This window comes from Peribacillus sp. NPDC058002, assembly GCF_042886655.1.
Classification (GTDB): domain Bacteria; phylum Bacillota; class Bacilli; order Bacillales; family DSM-1321; genus Peribacillus; species Peribacillus aracenensis.
The window spans coordinates 45,981-61,801 of the sequence record NZ_JBHVQU010000008.1 but is presented as its reverse complement, the minus strand read 5'-3'; the positions used below and the strand labels follow the sequence as shown (position 1 = coordinate 61,801).

The 15,821-nt window shown below is 42.7% G+C and carries 15 protein-coding genes and 1 riboswitch; of the genes, 14 read left to right on the top strand and 1 reads right to left on the bottom strand.

Features of this window, described 5'->3' with window-relative positions:
* Window positions 1–291: 291 nt before the first annotated feature.
* The 13 genes from ACFVSH_RS03465 (at window position 292) to purD (ending at window position 13,609) form a co-directional block, all read left to right on the top strand.
* Window positions 292–492 (top strand): NETI motif-containing protein, encoded by a 201-nt coding sequence (locus ACFVSH_RS03465; protein ID WP_260288214.1) that lies wholly within the window; start codon window positions 292–294, stop codon window positions 490–492.
* Window positions 493–566: 74 nt separating this feature from the next.
* Window positions 567–668, top strand: a riboswitch (purine riboswitch).
* 168 nt (window positions 669–836) lie between these two features.
* Complete coding sequence (gene purE / locus ACFVSH_RS03460) at window positions 837–1,325, top strand: 5-(carboxyamino)imidazole ribonucleotide mutase (protein ID WP_098370632.1); 489 nt, start codon at window positions 837–839, stop codon at window positions 1,323–1,325.
* Window positions 1,309–2,469, top strand: a complete 1,161-nt coding sequence (purK, locus tag ACFVSH_RS03455; RefSeq protein ID WP_387601606.1) for a 5-(carboxyamino)imidazole ribonucleotide synthase — start codon at window positions 1,309–1,311, stop codon at window positions 2,467–2,469. The genes purE and purK overlap by 17 nt, the downstream gene beginning before the upstream one ends.
* On the top strand, window positions 2,466–3,758 hold the full coding sequence (gene purB / locus ACFVSH_RS03450; RefSeq protein ID WP_076372692.1) for an adenylosuccinate lyase: 1,293 nt from the start codon (window positions 2,466–2,468) through the stop codon (window positions 3,756–3,758). Before purK ends, purB begins: the two co-directional genes overlap by 4 nt.
* A gap of 104 nt (window positions 3,759–3,862) precedes the next feature.
* A complete protein-coding gene (purC, locus tag ACFVSH_RS03445; protein ID WP_387704877.1) occupies window positions 3,863–4,582 on the top strand; it encodes a phosphoribosylaminoimidazolesuccinocarboxamide synthase in 720 nt (239 codons plus the stop codon).
* On the top strand, window positions 4,575–4,829 hold the full coding sequence (gene purS, locus ACFVSH_RS03440) for a phosphoribosylformylglycinamidine synthase subunit PurS (protein ID WP_034306118.1): 255 nt from the start codon (window positions 4,575–4,577) through the stop codon (window positions 4,827–4,829). The genes purC and purS overlap by 8 nt, the downstream gene beginning before the upstream one ends.
* Complete coding sequence (purQ, locus tag ACFVSH_RS03435; RefSeq protein WP_289323477.1) at window positions 4,826–5,512, top strand: phosphoribosylformylglycinamidine synthase subunit PurQ; 687 nt, start codon at window positions 4,826–4,828, stop codon at window positions 5,510–5,512. The genes purS and purQ overlap by 4 nt, the downstream gene beginning before the upstream one ends.
* Window positions 5,496–7,718 (top strand): phosphoribosylformylglycinamidine synthase subunit PurL, encoded by a 2,223-nt coding sequence (gene purL / locus ACFVSH_RS03430; RefSeq protein ID WP_387704875.1) that lies wholly within the window; start codon window positions 5,496–5,498, stop codon window positions 7,716–7,718. The genes purQ and purL overlap by 17 nt, the downstream gene beginning before the upstream one ends.
* Complete coding sequence (purF, locus tag ACFVSH_RS03425; protein ID WP_192207627.1) at window positions 7,703–9,118, top strand: amidophosphoribosyltransferase; 1,416 nt, start codon at window positions 7,703–7,705, stop codon at window positions 9,116–9,118. The genes purL and purF overlap by 16 nt, the downstream gene beginning before the upstream one ends.
* Before the next feature lie 42 nt (window positions 9,119–9,160).
* Window positions 9,161–10,186 (top strand): phosphoribosylformylglycinamidine cyclo-ligase, encoded by a 1,026-nt coding sequence (gene purM / locus ACFVSH_RS03420; protein WP_387601616.1) that lies wholly within the window; start codon window positions 9,161–9,163, stop codon window positions 10,184–10,186.
* The gene (purN, locus tag ACFVSH_RS03415; RefSeq protein ID WP_387601619.1) at window positions 10,186–10,761 is read left to right on the top strand and encodes a phosphoribosylglycinamide formyltransferase; all 576 of its coding nucleotides are present in this window, start codon (window positions 10,186–10,188) and stop codon (window positions 10,759–10,761) included. The genes purM and purN overlap by 1 nt, the downstream gene beginning before the upstream one ends.
* Window positions 10,762–10,779: 18 nt before the next feature.
* Window positions 10,780–12,315: a bifunctional phosphoribosylaminoimidazolecarboxamide formyltransferase/IMP cyclohydrolase gene (gene purH / locus ACFVSH_RS03410; RefSeq protein ID WP_387601622.1), complete on the top strand. Its 1,536-nt coding sequence runs from the start codon at window positions 10,780–10,782 to the stop codon at window positions 12,313–12,315.
* A 19-nt stretch (window positions 12,316–12,334) separates the two neighbouring features.
* A complete protein-coding gene (purD, locus tag ACFVSH_RS03405) occupies window positions 12,335–13,609 on the top strand; it encodes a phosphoribosylamine--glycine ligase (RefSeq protein ID WP_387601625.1) in 1,275 nt (424 codons plus the stop codon).
* Between the two features lie 49 nt (window positions 13,610–13,658).
* On the opposite strand, the gene ACFVSH_RS03400 is transcribed toward purD, so the two are convergent.
* Window positions 13,659–13,925 (bottom strand): YgaP-like transmembrane domain, encoded by a 267-nt coding sequence (locus ACFVSH_RS03400; RefSeq protein ID WP_260288220.1) that lies wholly within the window; start codon window positions 13,923–13,925, stop codon window positions 13,659–13,661.
* Window positions 13,926–14,071: 146 nt separating this feature from the next.
* Between ACFVSH_RS03400 and ACFVSH_RS03395 the strand changes: the two genes are divergently transcribed.
* Complete coding sequence (locus tag ACFVSH_RS03395) at window positions 14,072–15,817, top strand: adenine deaminase C-terminal domain-containing protein (RefSeq protein WP_387601630.1); 1,746 nt, start codon at window positions 14,072–14,074, stop codon at window positions 15,815–15,817.
* Window positions 15,818–15,821 lie beyond the last annotated feature (4 nt).

The following is a 15,821-nucleotide window of genomic DNA, read 5'->3' as shown; positions in this document are numbered from 1 at the left end:
TCAGGCTATAGTAATTCAGAGGGAGAGAAGGGTAGGATAAATAAAGGGGATGCATAATTTATAAGCGAAGGGCTTTAACGGAAGACAGGGATATCATAATCCGAGGCAATAGTGAATTTCTATTATGATGAAATCGGTTTTATTGAGATGCATTCTTGTCTTTACTTGTTCCTTTCATTATACTAGGAAGAATTTGTTGTTGATGAAGAACTTACTTAATATTGATAATAATGCAAGTTGATTGCTAAGGAAGAAGACAGACAAAATAGAATTATGGAAGGGGTCGGTATTGTGAGTAAAAAGAGTAAGGAAAGGTTTGAAGTCATCGAGGGCGAGTCGATCGATGCATGTTTAGATCGGATTAAAGCGGCAGGATACTTTCCTGTAAGGCGAACCGAGGAGCCTATCTTTGCCGAAAGAATTGAGAATGGCAAAGTCCAATATGTGCCAGTTGATCGGAAAATTGTATTCGAAGCAAAATTAATTGAGTAAAACACGAACGTTTAATTAATATGATGTGAAAATATTCGATTTTAACTTGACATTAAAATGGCCGGAAGGTAATATGAAGTTACATTAATACATCTCATATAATCATGGGGATATGGCCCAAAAGTTTCTACCTGATGACCGTAAATCATCGGACTATGAGAAAAGCATCTGACTATTTCGGAAACTAGCCAAGTCTTTTTGCACTTTTTCAAAAAGGCTTTCTTTTCCGGACAGGTTGCTTTCTCGATGAGGAAGCAACCTGTCCGGTTTTTTTATTAGATAATGATAAGCGTCCGTCTACATACTCGGGACGCCATAATATGAGTGTTGGAGGGAAAGATGATATGAAACCGCAAGTTGGGGTTATTATGGGAAGTGTCTCGGATTGGGAAACGATGAAATACGCTTGTGAATCATTGGAACAGCTTGAGATTCCCTATGAAAAAAGAGTCGTTTCCGCCCACCGGACGCCGGATTTACTATTTGAATATGCAGAGAGTGCAAAAGAGAGAGATATTAAAGTGATTATTGCCGGAGCAGGCGGGGCTGCACATCTTCCAGGTATGACCGCAGCTAAAACGATTGTCCCTGTGATAGGCGTTCCAATACAGTCGAAGGCATTAAATGGGATGGATTCGTTATTATCGATTGTTCAAATGCCTGGTGGCGTACCGGTTGCAACGGTCGCGATCGGAAAAGCGGGCGCAGTCAATGCCGGTTTGTTTGCGGCTCAAATATTAGCAGCTTTTGATTCTGACATTGCTGATAGGTTAGAGGCTTTACGAAACGAAACCAGAGAAAAGGTGTTACAGAGCAGTGAACAACTTAAATAATACAGTCATTTTACCGGGACAGACCATAGGAATAATCGGCGGTGGGCAATTGGGCAGGATGATGGCCTTATCGGCTAAGGCATCTGGCTTTAAAATTGCGGTCCTTGAGCCGACTGCAGAAGGTCCATGTGCTCAAGTGGCGGATATAGAAATCACTGGTGCTTATGATGATATCGAAGCATTGAAAAGATTAGCTGAGGTCAGTGATGTCATAACTTACGAGTTTGAAAATATCAGTTCAGCAGCCTTGGATTGGTTAAAGCAACATGCATATCTTCCACAGGGCTCAGAATTATTGAAGCTGACACAGGATAGATTGACAGAAAAAAAAGCCATATCTGATGCAGGTGCCTCCGTTGCTCCATATCAGGAAATACAGGATATTTCAGAAATTTACCTTCATATAGAGAAAATAGGGTACCCTAGTGTGTTAAAAACGACGCGGGGCGGTTATGATGGAAAAGGGCAGTTGGTCATTAAGGAAGAAGCCGATATCAAAAAGGCTGAATCCCTGCTCAAAACAGGTAAATGTGTGCTGGAAGCCTGGATTCCTTTCGTAAAAGAAATCTCCATTATCGTGACGCGCAAGGCAAATGGCGGGGTAAGTCATTTTCCGATTGCGGAAAACATTCATATTGAAAACATTCTTCATAAAAGTATTGTTCCCGCCCGTATTAGTCAACAAGCTGAACGGAAAGCTATTAATGAAGCTTTGCAGCTTGCAGAGAAACTTGATTTGGTGGGGACATTGGCAGTCGAGATGTTTTTAACCGCTCAGGATGAGATCATCATTAATGAATTAGCGCCAAGACCTCATAACTCAGGCCATTATACAATGGAAGCATGTGAGACTTCACAGTTCGAACAGCATATTAGGGCTGTCTGCAATTGGCCGCTCGGAAATACGGCGTTATTGAAGCCTGTGGTAATGATAAACATCCTTGGTGAGCATATCGGACCCTTAATGGATGAAATTCCGACGCTTTCAGATTGGAAGGTCCACCTATACGGTAAGAAAGAAGCCAAGCTTAAGCGGAAAATGGGTCATGTGAATATTTTACGTCCAACGATCGAGGAAGCTCTTTTGGAAAGTGATCGAAGCAAAATATGGAATCAACAGGTTGAAACGGAGGAAGTAAAATGATTGAACGTTATACCCGCCCAGAGATGGGAAACATTTGGACAGAAAAGAACCGCTTTAATGCGTGGTTGGAAGTTGAAATCTTAGCTTGTGAAGCATGGTCTGAGCTAGGTGTCATTCCAAAAGAAGATGTGAAGCTTCTTCGTGAAAAGGCCACATTCGATGTGGACCGTATCAATGAAATCGAAAAAGATACACGCCATGATGTTGTTGCTTTTACACGTGCGGTTTCTGAAACGTTGGGTGAAGAACGGAAATGGGTCCATTACGGACTGACTTCCACTGATGTGGTGGATACAGCTCTTTCATATGTGATTAAGCAAGCGAATGAGATCCTTGCCAAGGATTTAAATAACTTCGTGGAGATCCTGAAAAATAAAGCGAAAGAACATAAATACACGGTTCAAATGGGACGTACACATGGAGTTCATGCTGAGCCGACCACTTTTGGGTTGAAACTGGCTCTTTGGTATCAAGAAATGAAACGCAATGTCGAACGTTTTGAAGAAGCAAGAAAGAACATAGAAGTTGGGAAAATCTCTGGAGCTGTCGGAACTTACGCAAACATCGACCCGTTCGTTGAAAAATTTGTTTGTGAAAAGCTTGGTCTTGAAGCAGCGCCAATTTCAACACAAACATTGCAGCGCGATCGCCACGCACATTATATGAGCACATTGGCTTTAATAGCGACATCAATTGAAAAGTTCGCAGTGGAAATTCGCGGCCTGCAAAAAAGTGAAACACGCGAAGTGGAAGAATTCTTTGCAAAAGGACAAAAAGGTTCTTCGGCAATGCCTCATAAACGGAATCCAATCGGTTCTGAAAATATGACGGGCATGGCTCGTGTAATCCGCGGTTACATGATGACAGCATATGAGAATGTGCCATTATGGCATGAACGTGACATTTCACATTCTTCTGCTGAGCGCATCATCTTGCCGGATGCAACGATCGCATTAAACTACATGCTGAACCGATTCAGCAACATAGTGAAGAACTTGACTGTATATCCAGAAAATATGAAACGCAATATGGACCGTACGCTTGGATTGATTTTCTCACAACGTGTACTGCTTTCCCTTATCGATAAAGGACTTGTCCGCGAAGAAGCCTATGATACGGTTCAGCCGAAAGCGATGGAGGCATGGGAGCTTCAAGTTCCATTCCGAAGCCTGATCGAAAAGGATGATAAAATCACAAGCTTGCTTACGAAAGAAGAACTTGATGATTGTTTCGATCCTACACATCACCTGAAAAATGTTGATGTAATCTTTGATCGTTTAGGTTTATAAAAAGTGAAGGCGGCAAACATGGCACCTCTAAACGGTGATATGTTTGCCAAGCCTGAACAATGGCAGGAAAATTCATAATATTCACAATGTGGGGGTCTGGACAGATGGAAAAACGAGAATTGTTGTATGAAGGAAAAGCGAAACAGATTTTTGCAACGGACAACAGTGAAATAGTATGGGTGGAATACAAGGATTCGGCAACAGCGTTCAATGGTGAGAAGAAGTCAGAGATTGCCGGAAAAGGTAAGTTGAATAATCAAATTACTAGCTTACTATTTTCAAAGCTTGCCCAAGAAAATATCCCGTCCCATTTTATTGAAATGCTTTCCGACCGGGAGCAGCTAGTAAAGAGGGTATCCATCATTCCGCTTGAAGTCGTTGTCAGAAATACGGCTGCCGGCAGTTTTTCTAAAAGGACTGGCATTGAAGAAGGCCAGCCGCTAAAGAAAACGCTGATTGAGTTTTACTATAAAGACGATGAACTCGGCGATCCTCTGTTAACGGAAGACCATATTGAAGAATTGGAACTTGCAAGCGAGGAAGATGTAGCGATTTTAAAAGAAAAAGCACAAGAAATCAGTATTGTCTTAACTTCCTTCTTTAAAGAGTTGGACATTAAATTGATTGATTTTAAATTAGAGTTCGGTAAAACCCCGAATGGAGACATTTTGCTGGCAGACGAAATTTCACCTGATACTTGCCGATTATGGGATATTAACACGAACGAAAAGTTAGACAAAGATGTATTCCGCCGTGATTTAGGAAGTTTAACAGATGCTTACGAAAAAATACTAGCAAAGTTGGAGGGCACTCAACATGTATAAGGTTAAGGTATATATCACACTACGCGAAAGTGTACTAGATCCACAGGGAGCAGCAGTGCAACAATCACTTCATAGTTTAACGTATAACGAAGTTAGCGATGTTCGTGTGGGGAAATACATTGAACTTACAATTAAAGATACGGATCGTGATTTAGATCAACTTGTGAAGGAAATGTGTGAAAAACTTTTGGCCAATACGGTAATTGAAGCTTACCGTTATGATGTTGAGGAGGTTATCACCCAATGAAATTTGCTGTCATAGTTTTCCCTGGTTCCAATTGTGATGTCGATATGTACCATGCGATAAAGGATGCACTGGGGGAAGAAGTGGAGTATGTTTGGCACTCTACAGACAATCTAGATCAGTATGATGGGATTCTCCTTCCAGGAGGTTTCTCTTATGGAGACTATTTACGCTCTGGAGCAATTGCACGATTTTCGAATGTAATGGCCGAAGTCGTAAAAGCGGCACAAGCAGGAAAGCCTGTCTTGGGTGTCTGCAATGGATTTCAGATTTTACTTGAAGCAGGGCTTTTACCTGGAGCGATGCGCCGTAATGAAGGCTTGAAATTCATTTGCCGCAATGTAGGACTGAAGGTTGAAAATAATCAATCGATGTTCACGACAGGATATGAAGTAAATGAGACGATTACGATCCCGGTTGCCCATGGTGAAGGGAATTACTACTGCGATAATGAGACATTGGCTGAATTAAAACGAAATAACCGCATCCTGTTCACGTATGATGGTGAAAATCCAAACGGAAGCTTGGAACAGATAGCGGGAATTACAAATGAACAAGGAAATGTCCTCGGAATGATGCCTCATCCCGAACGTGCTGTTGATTCGCTGCTTGGCAGTAAAGACGGCTTAAAGATTTTTCAATCCATCGTGAAAAACTGGAGGGAATCACATGTTATTACAGCTTGAACCAAGTCCGGAAAAAATTAAATCGGATCGTTTGTACGCAACTATGGGACTATCCGATGATGAATTTGCAATGGTGGAGAAAATCTTAGGCAGACTGCCGAATTATACGGAAACTGGATTGTTTTCAGTAATGTGGTCAGAGCATTGTTCCTACAAAAATTCGAAACCCATCTTAAGGAAGTTCCCGATTACAGGGGAGAAAGTGCTGCAAGGTCCTGGTGAAGGAGCAGGTATCGTTGATATCGGTGACGATCAGGCTGTCGTTTTTAAAATTGAAAGTCATAACCACCCTTCGGCAATAGAACCTTATCAAGGTGCTGCTACTGGTGTCGGCGGAATTATCCGTGATGTCTTCTCCATGGGTGCCCGTCCAATTGCGATGCTGAACTCGCTTCGCTTTGGTGAGTTAGATAATGATCGCGTGAAATATTTATTTAAAGAAGTGGTTGCCGGGATTGCAGGATACGGGAATTGTATCGGAATTCCAACTGTCGGAGGAGAAATTCAATTTGATCCATCGTATGAAGGGAATCCTCTAGTCAATGCCATGTGTGTAGGTTTGATTGATCATAAGGACATTAAAAAGGGCCAAGCGCATGGAGTGGGCAACACAGTGATGTATGTGGGTGCCAAAACTGGACGTGATGGAATCCATGGAGCAACATTTGCATCTGAAGAGTTGTCGGAGTCTTCAGAAGAAAAACGGCCTGCCGTACAAGTAGGTGATCCTTTCATGGAGAAACTGCTTCTAGAAGCATGCCTTGAATTAATTCAAAATGATGCTCTTGTTGGTATTCAAGATATGGGAGCAGCGGGTCTTACAAGCTCATCTGCCGAGATGGCGAGTAAAGCTGGATCAGGAATAAAAATGAATCTTGATTTGGTACCGCAGCGTGAAACGGGAATGACAGCATATGAAATGATGCTTTCTGAATCACAAGAGCGGATGCTGATCGTTGTAACTAAAGGACGCGAACAGGAAATAGTTGACTTGTTTACAAAGTATGACCTAGAAGCGGTTGCTGTTGGAGAAGTAACGGATGACAAAAATCTAACACTTTCCCATCAAGGTGAAATCGTTGCGGAGGTTCCGGTTGATGCATTGGCTGAAGAAGCTCCAATCTATCACAAGCCATCTGCAGAACCGCAATATTTCCGTGACTTCCAAAGCATGAAGGCTGAAGTTCCAGCAATTGGAGATTACAAAGAAACATTGGTTTCACTATTGAAGCAACCGACAATTTCGAGTAAGGAATGGGTCTACGACCAATATGATTACATGGTCCGCACGAATACAGTCGTCTCACCTGGATCGGATGCGGCCGTAGTACGTGTACGGGGTACGAATAAGGCCCTTGCCATGACGACGGATTGCAACTCCCGCTTTATTTATTTAGATCCTGAAACAGGTGGCAAAATCGCAGTGGCTGAAGCTGCACGTAACATCATTTGCTCGGGTGCAGAGCCTTTGGCGATTACGGATTGCTTGAATTTTGGGAATCCAGAAAAACCTGAGATATTTTGGCAATTGGAAAAAGCGGCAGACGGTATGAGTGAAGCTTGCAGAAGCTTAAGTACTCCTGTAATTGGCGGAAATGTCTCCCTTTACAATGAAACGAATGGTGAAGCGATTTATCCGACACCTGTAGTTGGGATGGTTGGTCTTGTCAGTGACCTTCAGCACATCACTACACAAACATTTAAAAATGAATCCGATTTGATTTACGTGGTCGGCGAAGCGAAGGTTGAATTTGGAGGCAGTGAATTACAGAAAATGCTTGAGGGTAAAATCTTTGGGTGCGCTCCAGAACTTGATTTGGCCATTGAACAAAAACGTCAGCAGCAAATTCTAACTGCAATCCAAAAAGGACTTGTTGCATCAGCCCATGACCTTTCGGAAGGCGGTTTGGCAGTGGCTTTAGCTGAATCTTTATTCGGGGCTAGCAAACTTGGGGCAAAAGTGAATATATCCGGCGAACCGGTATCCGAATTATTCAGTGAAACGCAATCACGATTCTTACTGTCCATCAAACCTGAAAACCAAGCGGCATTTGAAGCACTTGTTGAAGATGCGATATGCATAGGTTCAGTAACGGCTGATAATAAATTAGTCGTGGAGACAAGCAGTGATAGCAAAGTATTGGAAGCGGACGTTGAAGATTTACAAACAGCTTGGAAGGGAGCCATACCATGCTTGCTGAAATAAGAAGCCTAAACGAAGAGTGTGGTGTTGTAGGAGTCTGGGGACATCCCGATGCTGCACAGCTTGCTTACTACGGTTTGCATAGCTTGCAACATCGTGGTCAAGAGGGAGCAGGCATCGTCGTGACGGATGGTGAGCAGATGTCCATCTCTAAGGGCGAAGGACTTGTCACAGAGATATTCACTGCTGAAAAAATGCAGGCACTTTCCGGTACCGGAAAAGCGGCAATCGGCCATGTCCGTTATACTACGGCAGGCGGCGGCGGGTATCAAAATGTTCAGCCTTTCCTGTTCAATTCGCATACAGGAGGGCTGGCACTTGCCCATAATGGGAATATCGTCAATGCCCATCAGTTAAAAGCACAGCTTGAAGGACAGGGAAGCATTTTTCAAACGACATCCGATACGGAAGTTCTGGCACATCTGATTAAACGCTCCGGCTACTCGGATGTTAGAGATTCCGTGAAGAACAGCTTAAGCATGCTGAAAGGGGCCTATGCCTTTGTCATCATGACCGAAAACCAAATGATCATGGCAAGAGATCCGCATGGCTTCCGTCCACTTTCCTTGGGGAAAATAGGCGATGCATATTTCGCTGCATCAGAAACATGTGCACTCGATATTGTAGGTGCAGAATTCATCCGCGATATTGAGCCGGGTGAACTTGTTGTCATTAATGATGAGGGAATCACATCCGAGTACTTTTCGCTTTCCAGTCAACAGGCAATGTGTACGATGGAGTACGTGTATTTTTCCCGTCCGGATAGCAATATTGATGGGATCAATGTCCATACGGCACGAAAAAATCTTGGCAAGCAAATGGCACTGGAAACCAAAATTGAAGCAGATGTAGTTACAGGTGTACCTGATTCCAGCATTTCGGCAGCGATTGGCTATGCTGAAGCTGCAGGCATTCCCTATGAAATGGGTTTAATAAAAAATCGGTATGTTGGACGGACGTTCATTCAGCCATCACAAAGTCTGCGTGAACAAGGCGTGAAGATGAAACTATCACCTGTAAGAGGGGTAGTGGAAGGTAAGCGGGTCATAATGGTTGATGATTCAATTGTCCGTGGGACAACGAGCAGAAGGATTGTCCGCATGTTAAAAGATGCCGGGGCGAAAGAAGTGCATGTAGTAATCAGCTCACCACCGATCAAGAATCCATGTTTTTATGGCATAGACACGTCTAAAAAGGAAGAACTGATTGCGAGTTCTAAATCGGTGGAGGAAATAAGGGAAATCATCGGTGCCGATTCCTTAACTTTTTTAAGTGTCGAAGGTATGGTCGAAGCAATTGGAAGACCGTTTCCTGGAGAAACGCGCGGTTCATGCCTAGCTTGTTTCACCGGAAATTATCCGACTGAAATTTTTGAATACGAACGAGAAAAAACAAAATGTTAATCAAGTCGGCAATGATGATTGATTTTCGGAGGAGGATTTCAAATGGCTAATGCATATAAACAGGCTGGTGTGGATATTGAGGCTGGTTATGAAGCGGTAAATCGAATGAAAAAACATGTAAAGCGCACATTTCGTCCAGAAGTAATGAATGGTCTGGGCGGTTTCGGCGGCATGTTTGATTTATCTTCCTTGAACCTTAAAGAACCTGTGCTCATTTCAGGTACGGATGGAGTGGGTACAAAACTTTTGCTGGCGTTCATGATGGATAAACACGATACAATTGGAGTGGATTGTGTAGCTATGTGCGTCAATGATGTTGTCGTACAAGGTGCTGCACCTTTATACTTTTTAGATTATATTGCCTGCGGTAAAGCAGATCCCGAACGAATTGAAATGATCGTCAAAGGAATTGCAGATGGCTGTGAGCAGGCGGGCTGTGCTTTAATCGGCGGAGAAACGGCTGAAATGCCTGGCATGTACGAGACGGAAGAATACGATGTTGCAGGTTTTACTGTTGGTGCCGTTGAAAAAACACGTCTAATTACTGGTGAAGAAATCTCGGCGGGTGACGTCGTTATTGGACTCGCTTCAAGCGGCATCCACAGTAATGGATATTCCCTTGTTCGTAAAATCCTTCTTGAAGACTCAGGCATGGGGCTTCATGACTTCGTACCGGAACTGGATTGCAAGTTGGGAGAGGAATTATTAAAACCGACAAAAATCTATGTGAAGTCCGTTTTATCGACGTTGGAAAAATTTGAGGTCAATGGTCTTGCCCATATCACTGGTGGGGGATTCATCGAGAATATTCCGCGTATTCTTCCTGAAGGATGCGGTGTTGAAATCGAGCTCGGAAGCTGGGAAATTCCAACTATATTCTCATTCCTTGAAGAAAAAGGGAACCTTGTACAAGGGGAAATGTTCAATATCTTCAATATGGGAATCGGAATGACGGCAGTCGTGAAAAAAGAAGTGGCATCCGATGTGCTAGCTCACCTACGTTCTTGCGGTGAAGAAGCCTCGGTTATTGGAACGGTAGTGGATGGAAATGGAGTGTCGTTCAAATAATGAAACGCCTTGCTGTCTTTGCATCAGGTAACGGTAGTAATTTTCAATCAATTGCTGAAGCAATAAAAAGTGGAAAGTTAGAGGCGGAAATCTGTCTTGTCGTTTGCGATCGTGAAGACGCATATGTGCTTGAGAGAGCTATGCTTGAGAATATTGATTCTTTCTCCTTTTCAGCGAAGAATTACTCGAATAAGATTGAGTATGAATCGGAAATCCTCGAAAGACTTCGCCAGTATGAGATAGAATTCATCATTCTGGCTGGTTATATGCGTTTGATCGGTCCGACTTTATTACAAAAGTATTCACAGAGGATTGTGAACATCCACCCTTCACTTCTGCCTAATTTTCCAGGCAAGGATGCAATTGGCCAGGCTTTTGATGCCGGAGTGAAGGAAACGGGGGTAACTGTTCATTATGTCGATGATGGAATGGACACAGGACCGGTCATTGCCCAAAAGGCAGTGCCAATTCTTGAGGGGGATACGAAAGATATCCTTCAAAAAAGGATTCAGGAAATGGAGCATGACTTGTATCCGTCAGTTTTGCGGGAGCTATGCCACAAGAAACTTACTTAATGGAGGGACCAACATAACATGAAGAAACGTGCATTAATTAGTGTATCGGATAAAACAGGTATCGTAGAATTTGCTCAAGGTTTAATTGAAGCAGGTTTTGAAGTCATTTCTACAGGCGGTACCAAAAAAACGCTGCAGGATAATGGTATTGAGGTAATTGGAATCAGTGACGTCACCGGTTTCCCGGAAATATTGGATGGACGTGTTAAAACACTTCACCCGAATGTCCATGGAGCAGTGTTGGCAAAACATGATGACAAAAATCACGCAGCACAGCTTGCAGAGCATAATATTGAACCCATTCAACTTGTCTGTGTGAACCTATATCCATTCCAAGCGACTATTTCCAAACCGGAAGTCACTGTGGAAGATGCTATTGAAAACATCGATATCGGTGGACCGACAATGCTCCGTTCTTCTGCTAAAAACCACGAATATGTGACTGTTATCGTTGATTCCAATGATTATCCTAACGTATTGGCTGAGCTGAAACAAAATGGCGGAGTATCAAAAACCACGAATCGCCGCCTGGCTGCAAAAGTTTTCCGCCATACAGCAGCATATGATGCCGTTATTTCAGAGTATATGACAGAGCTTGCCGATGAAGAAAATCCTGAATCATTGACTGTTACCTTTGAATTGAAACAGTCGCTTCGTTATGGGGAAAATCCACATCAAAAAGCCGCATTCTATAAAAAACCGCTTGGTTCCGTTTTCTCAATTGCAGAAGCGAATCAACTACATGGAAAAGAACTTTCATACAACAACATTAATGATGCTGATGCAGCACTTCAAATCGTTAAAGAATTCAATGAGCCGGCTGCAGTTGCAGTCAAACATATGAATCCTTGCGGCGTCGGTGTCGGTGCGACCATTTTGGAAGCATTTGAAAAAGCTTATGAGGCAGATGCCACTTCCATTTTCGGTGGGATCATCGCATTGAACCGTGAAGTTGACAGGGCGACTGCTGAAAAACTTCATGAAATTTTCCTTGAAATCATCATTGCCCCTGGGTTTACACAAGAGGCAGTGGAAGTATTGACAAGCAAGAAAAACCTTCGTTTATTAACGATCGATTTCGATGCGGTTAAAAAGCCTGAGCGTAAATTGACATCCATTGAAGGCGGATTACTTATTCAAGATCGGGATGCACATAGCTTAAAGGATGCAGAGATAAAGGTGGCAACGAAACGTGAGCCTACCCCTGAAGAGTGGAAAGCCATGGAACTTGGCTGGAAAATCGTGAAACATGTCAAGTCGAATGCAATAGTGGTTTGTAACGATCAAATGACATTAGGTGTTGGTGCAGGTCAAATGAACCGTGTGGGAGCTGCAAAAATTGCCCTGGAACAAGCTGGGGAAAGAGCGACAGGAAGTGCATTGGCATCAGATGCTTTCTTCCCAATGGATGATACCGTAGAAGCGGCAGCGAAAGCGGGCGTCACGGCAATCATTCAGCCTGGTGGATCTGTTAAAGATGAGGATTCAATCAAGAAAGCTGATGAATATGGGATTACGATGGTGTTTACAGGAATTCGTCACTTTAAACATTAATCAAAAATGAGGTGCGATAATGAATGTACTAGTAATTGGCCGGGGCGGCAGGGAGCATGCCATAGCCCGCAAACTATTTGAAAGTAAACGGGTCGGGACAGTTTTTGCAGCACCGGGAAATCCAGGGATGACTGATATAGCGACTCTTGTTCCGATTGATGAAAACAATCACGGAGATTTGGTTGCCTTTGCCAAGCAGAATGCAGTTTCATTAACTGTGATCGGGCCCGAAACCCCATTGTTGAATGGACTTGCCGATGATTTTACGGAGGCAGGATTACAGGTATTTGGCCCTAATGGCCGTGCTGCAGTCATCGAGGGAAGTAAATCCTTTGCTAAAGATTTAATGAAGAACTACAGCATTCCGACAGCAGAATATGAAACATTTTCCGATTATGATTCAGCAAAGGCATATATCGAAAAAGTTGGTGCCCCCATCGTCATAAAAGCGGACGGTTTGGCTGCAGGAAAAGGTGTCGTAGTTGCCATGACGATGGAAGAGGCGTTAGACGCCATCCATGATATGCTAGTCGGGGCAAAGTTCGGGCAAGCATCTGCTAAAGTCGTTATTGAAGAATTCCTTGATGGCGAGGAATTTTCATTGATGGCATTCGTTAATGGGGAAAAAGTGTATCCGATGGTCATTGCTCAAGATCATAAGCGGGTTTTTGATGGTGATCAGGGTCCGAACACAGGTGGAATGGGTGCATATTCACCAGTGCCGCAAATTTCCGATGAAATGATTCAGACCGCAGTCGAAACAATTCTTAAGCCCACGGTAAATGCGATGATTTCGGAGAATCGGAGTTTTACAGGTATATTATATGCCGGGTTGATTGCTACCGATAAAGGCACGAAAGTCATTGAGTTCAATGCCCGTTTTGGCGATCCGGAAACGCAAGTTGTTTTACCGCGCCTAAAAACAGATTTCGTAGATGCGCTTGAAGCTGTTCTTTCTGGAGAGGATTTAGAACTTGAGTGGCATGAAGAAGCTGTTCTTGGGGTGGTCGTCGCAGCTGATGGATATCCAGGGGAATATAAAAAGGGTTCTATTATTAATGGCTTGGAAAAGATTGATCAGAATGCCCATGTTTATCATGCTGGAACGGCCCTCGATAGTGAGGGGAATTTCATCACGAATGGCGGACGTGTACTTCTGGTTGCTGCAAAAGGGAAAGATTTGGCCTCTGCCCAAGCTGAAGTATATAAAGAGTTGGGACATATTGAGAAAGACGGCTTATTCTGGCGAATGGATATTGGCTACCGTGCAATAAAATACAATTTTTCATCATAATATAAAGAAGCTGACTCTAAGCGGAGTCAGCTTCTTCTTTAGAAAAAACTTAATAGTGATCAGATTGATTAGATTCATGTCCCTGTTTTGGTTCATTTGTCGTTAAGTTTTGTCTGTTTTCCATCGCGTCGACGACAGGGCAATAGCGGAGTATGCCTTCGCCTATTTTCATGGCAGAAAGCATGACCACGAATATATAAGATTGGTTTTTCCATGGTTTTTTCACCATTTTAGCCATAGCCCATGTTAGCAATGTAAAACCACAGGTAATTCGCATTAACGCATTTATTATACTGATATTTTGTTTAAACTTCACTTTAAGTCCATCCCTTCACAAAAATTTAACAATAATCTGGTTAACATTACTGTTCTAATGAGGCAAGTATGTTACTATGAAATAAAATTGGATTGAAAATGGTTTTTTTCATACATCTGTTTCTATAAAATTATGGGGGAATGTTTATGCTTGAACAGCGCTATAGATGGAAAAATAAACATCTAAGAGAACATATAGATGTGCTGGATGGCAATAGGGCACCACACATTCTGCTTAAAAATACGACTTATTTAAATCAGGCTTTACGAAAATGGGTAAAAGCGAATATATGGATATATGATGACCGCATCGTATATGTTGGCGATAAGCTTCCTGATAATATAGACCGCTGTGAAACGGTAGACTGTACAAACCAGTACTTAGTCCCGGGTTATATTGAGCCGCATTCACACCCTTCTCAATTATATAATCCCCTTTCTTTTTCACGTTATGCATCTCATTTCGGCACAACGACATTGATCAATGATAACTTGCCGTTTTTATTGCAGTTGGATAAAAAGAAAGCGTTTTCTCTTTTGAAAGAATTGCGTAACATTCCTGTAACAATGTATTGGTGGAGCCGTTTTGACGGACAAACGGAATTGATCGATGAAGACATGGTCTTTTCCCATGGGGCCGTTAAATCATGGCTGGAGCATGATGCCGTATTACAGGGCGGGGAACTGACTGGATGGCCGAAGCTTCTCGATGGGGATGACATGATGTTGCACTGGATTCAGGAAGCAAAGCGAATGAGGAAGAAAATAGAAGGACACTTTCCAGGTGCTTCAGAGAAGACTTTAGCAAAAATGACCTTGTTCGGCGCCGATTGTGATCATGAGGCAATGACAGGTGATGAAGTCATGTCGCGCTTGCTGCAGGGCTATTATGTATCGTTAAGACATTCTTCGATCCGGCCGGATTTACCGAAGATGATACAGGAAATCCATGAGCTGGGCATCGATCAATATGACAAATTCTTTTATACGACAGATGGATCGCCGCCATCCTTTTATGAAGGTGGTTTCATAGACTGCTTGATCAAAATAGCAATAGAAAATGGCGTTCCGGTCATCGATGCATACAATATGGCAACAATCAACATCGCACGATATTATAATATTGAATACCTTCATGGCAATATTGCCACAGGAAGGGTAGCGAATATCAACTTCCTGACCGATGTAAAGGAACCTGCACCGGTTTCGGTAATGGCAAAAGGGAAATGGGTTAAAAGGGATGGTGAGATCATTCCGGATGAACAGGAAATCCAATGGAGTGATTTCGATTTTAAACCACTTGATCTTGATTGGGATCTTAGTTTAAAGGAAGATTTTGAATTTTCCATGCCATTTGGGATTGAATTGGTCAATAATGTAATTACGAAACCGTACTCCCTTGCAAATGATGTTGGGTATGAAGAACTGAACTTTGAGGATGATGAATGCTTTTTCATGCTTATCGATCGGGAAGGGAAATGGCGCATCAATACGATATTAAAAGGGTTTGCAGACAAATTGTGTGGCTTTGCTGGCTCTTATACAAATACAGGTGATATCATACTAATCGGTAAAAGGAAAAAGGATATGCATTTGGCATTTAACCGGCTGAAGGAAATCGGCGGTGGAATCATTTTAACCGAACAAGGCAAGGTGATTCATGAACTTCCTCTGAAATTAAAGGGAGTCATGTCCACCAAGGAGGTTCCTGAACTGATAGATGAAGAAAATGAATTGAAGCATTTGCTGCGAGAGAGAGGTTATCGCTTCGCCGATCCTGTGTACACCCTTTCATTCTTTTCGACAACCCATCTGCCATATATAAGGCTAACCCAGCGAGGAGTATATGATGTAATGAATAAAACTATACTCTTTCCCACTATAATGCGTTAAAATA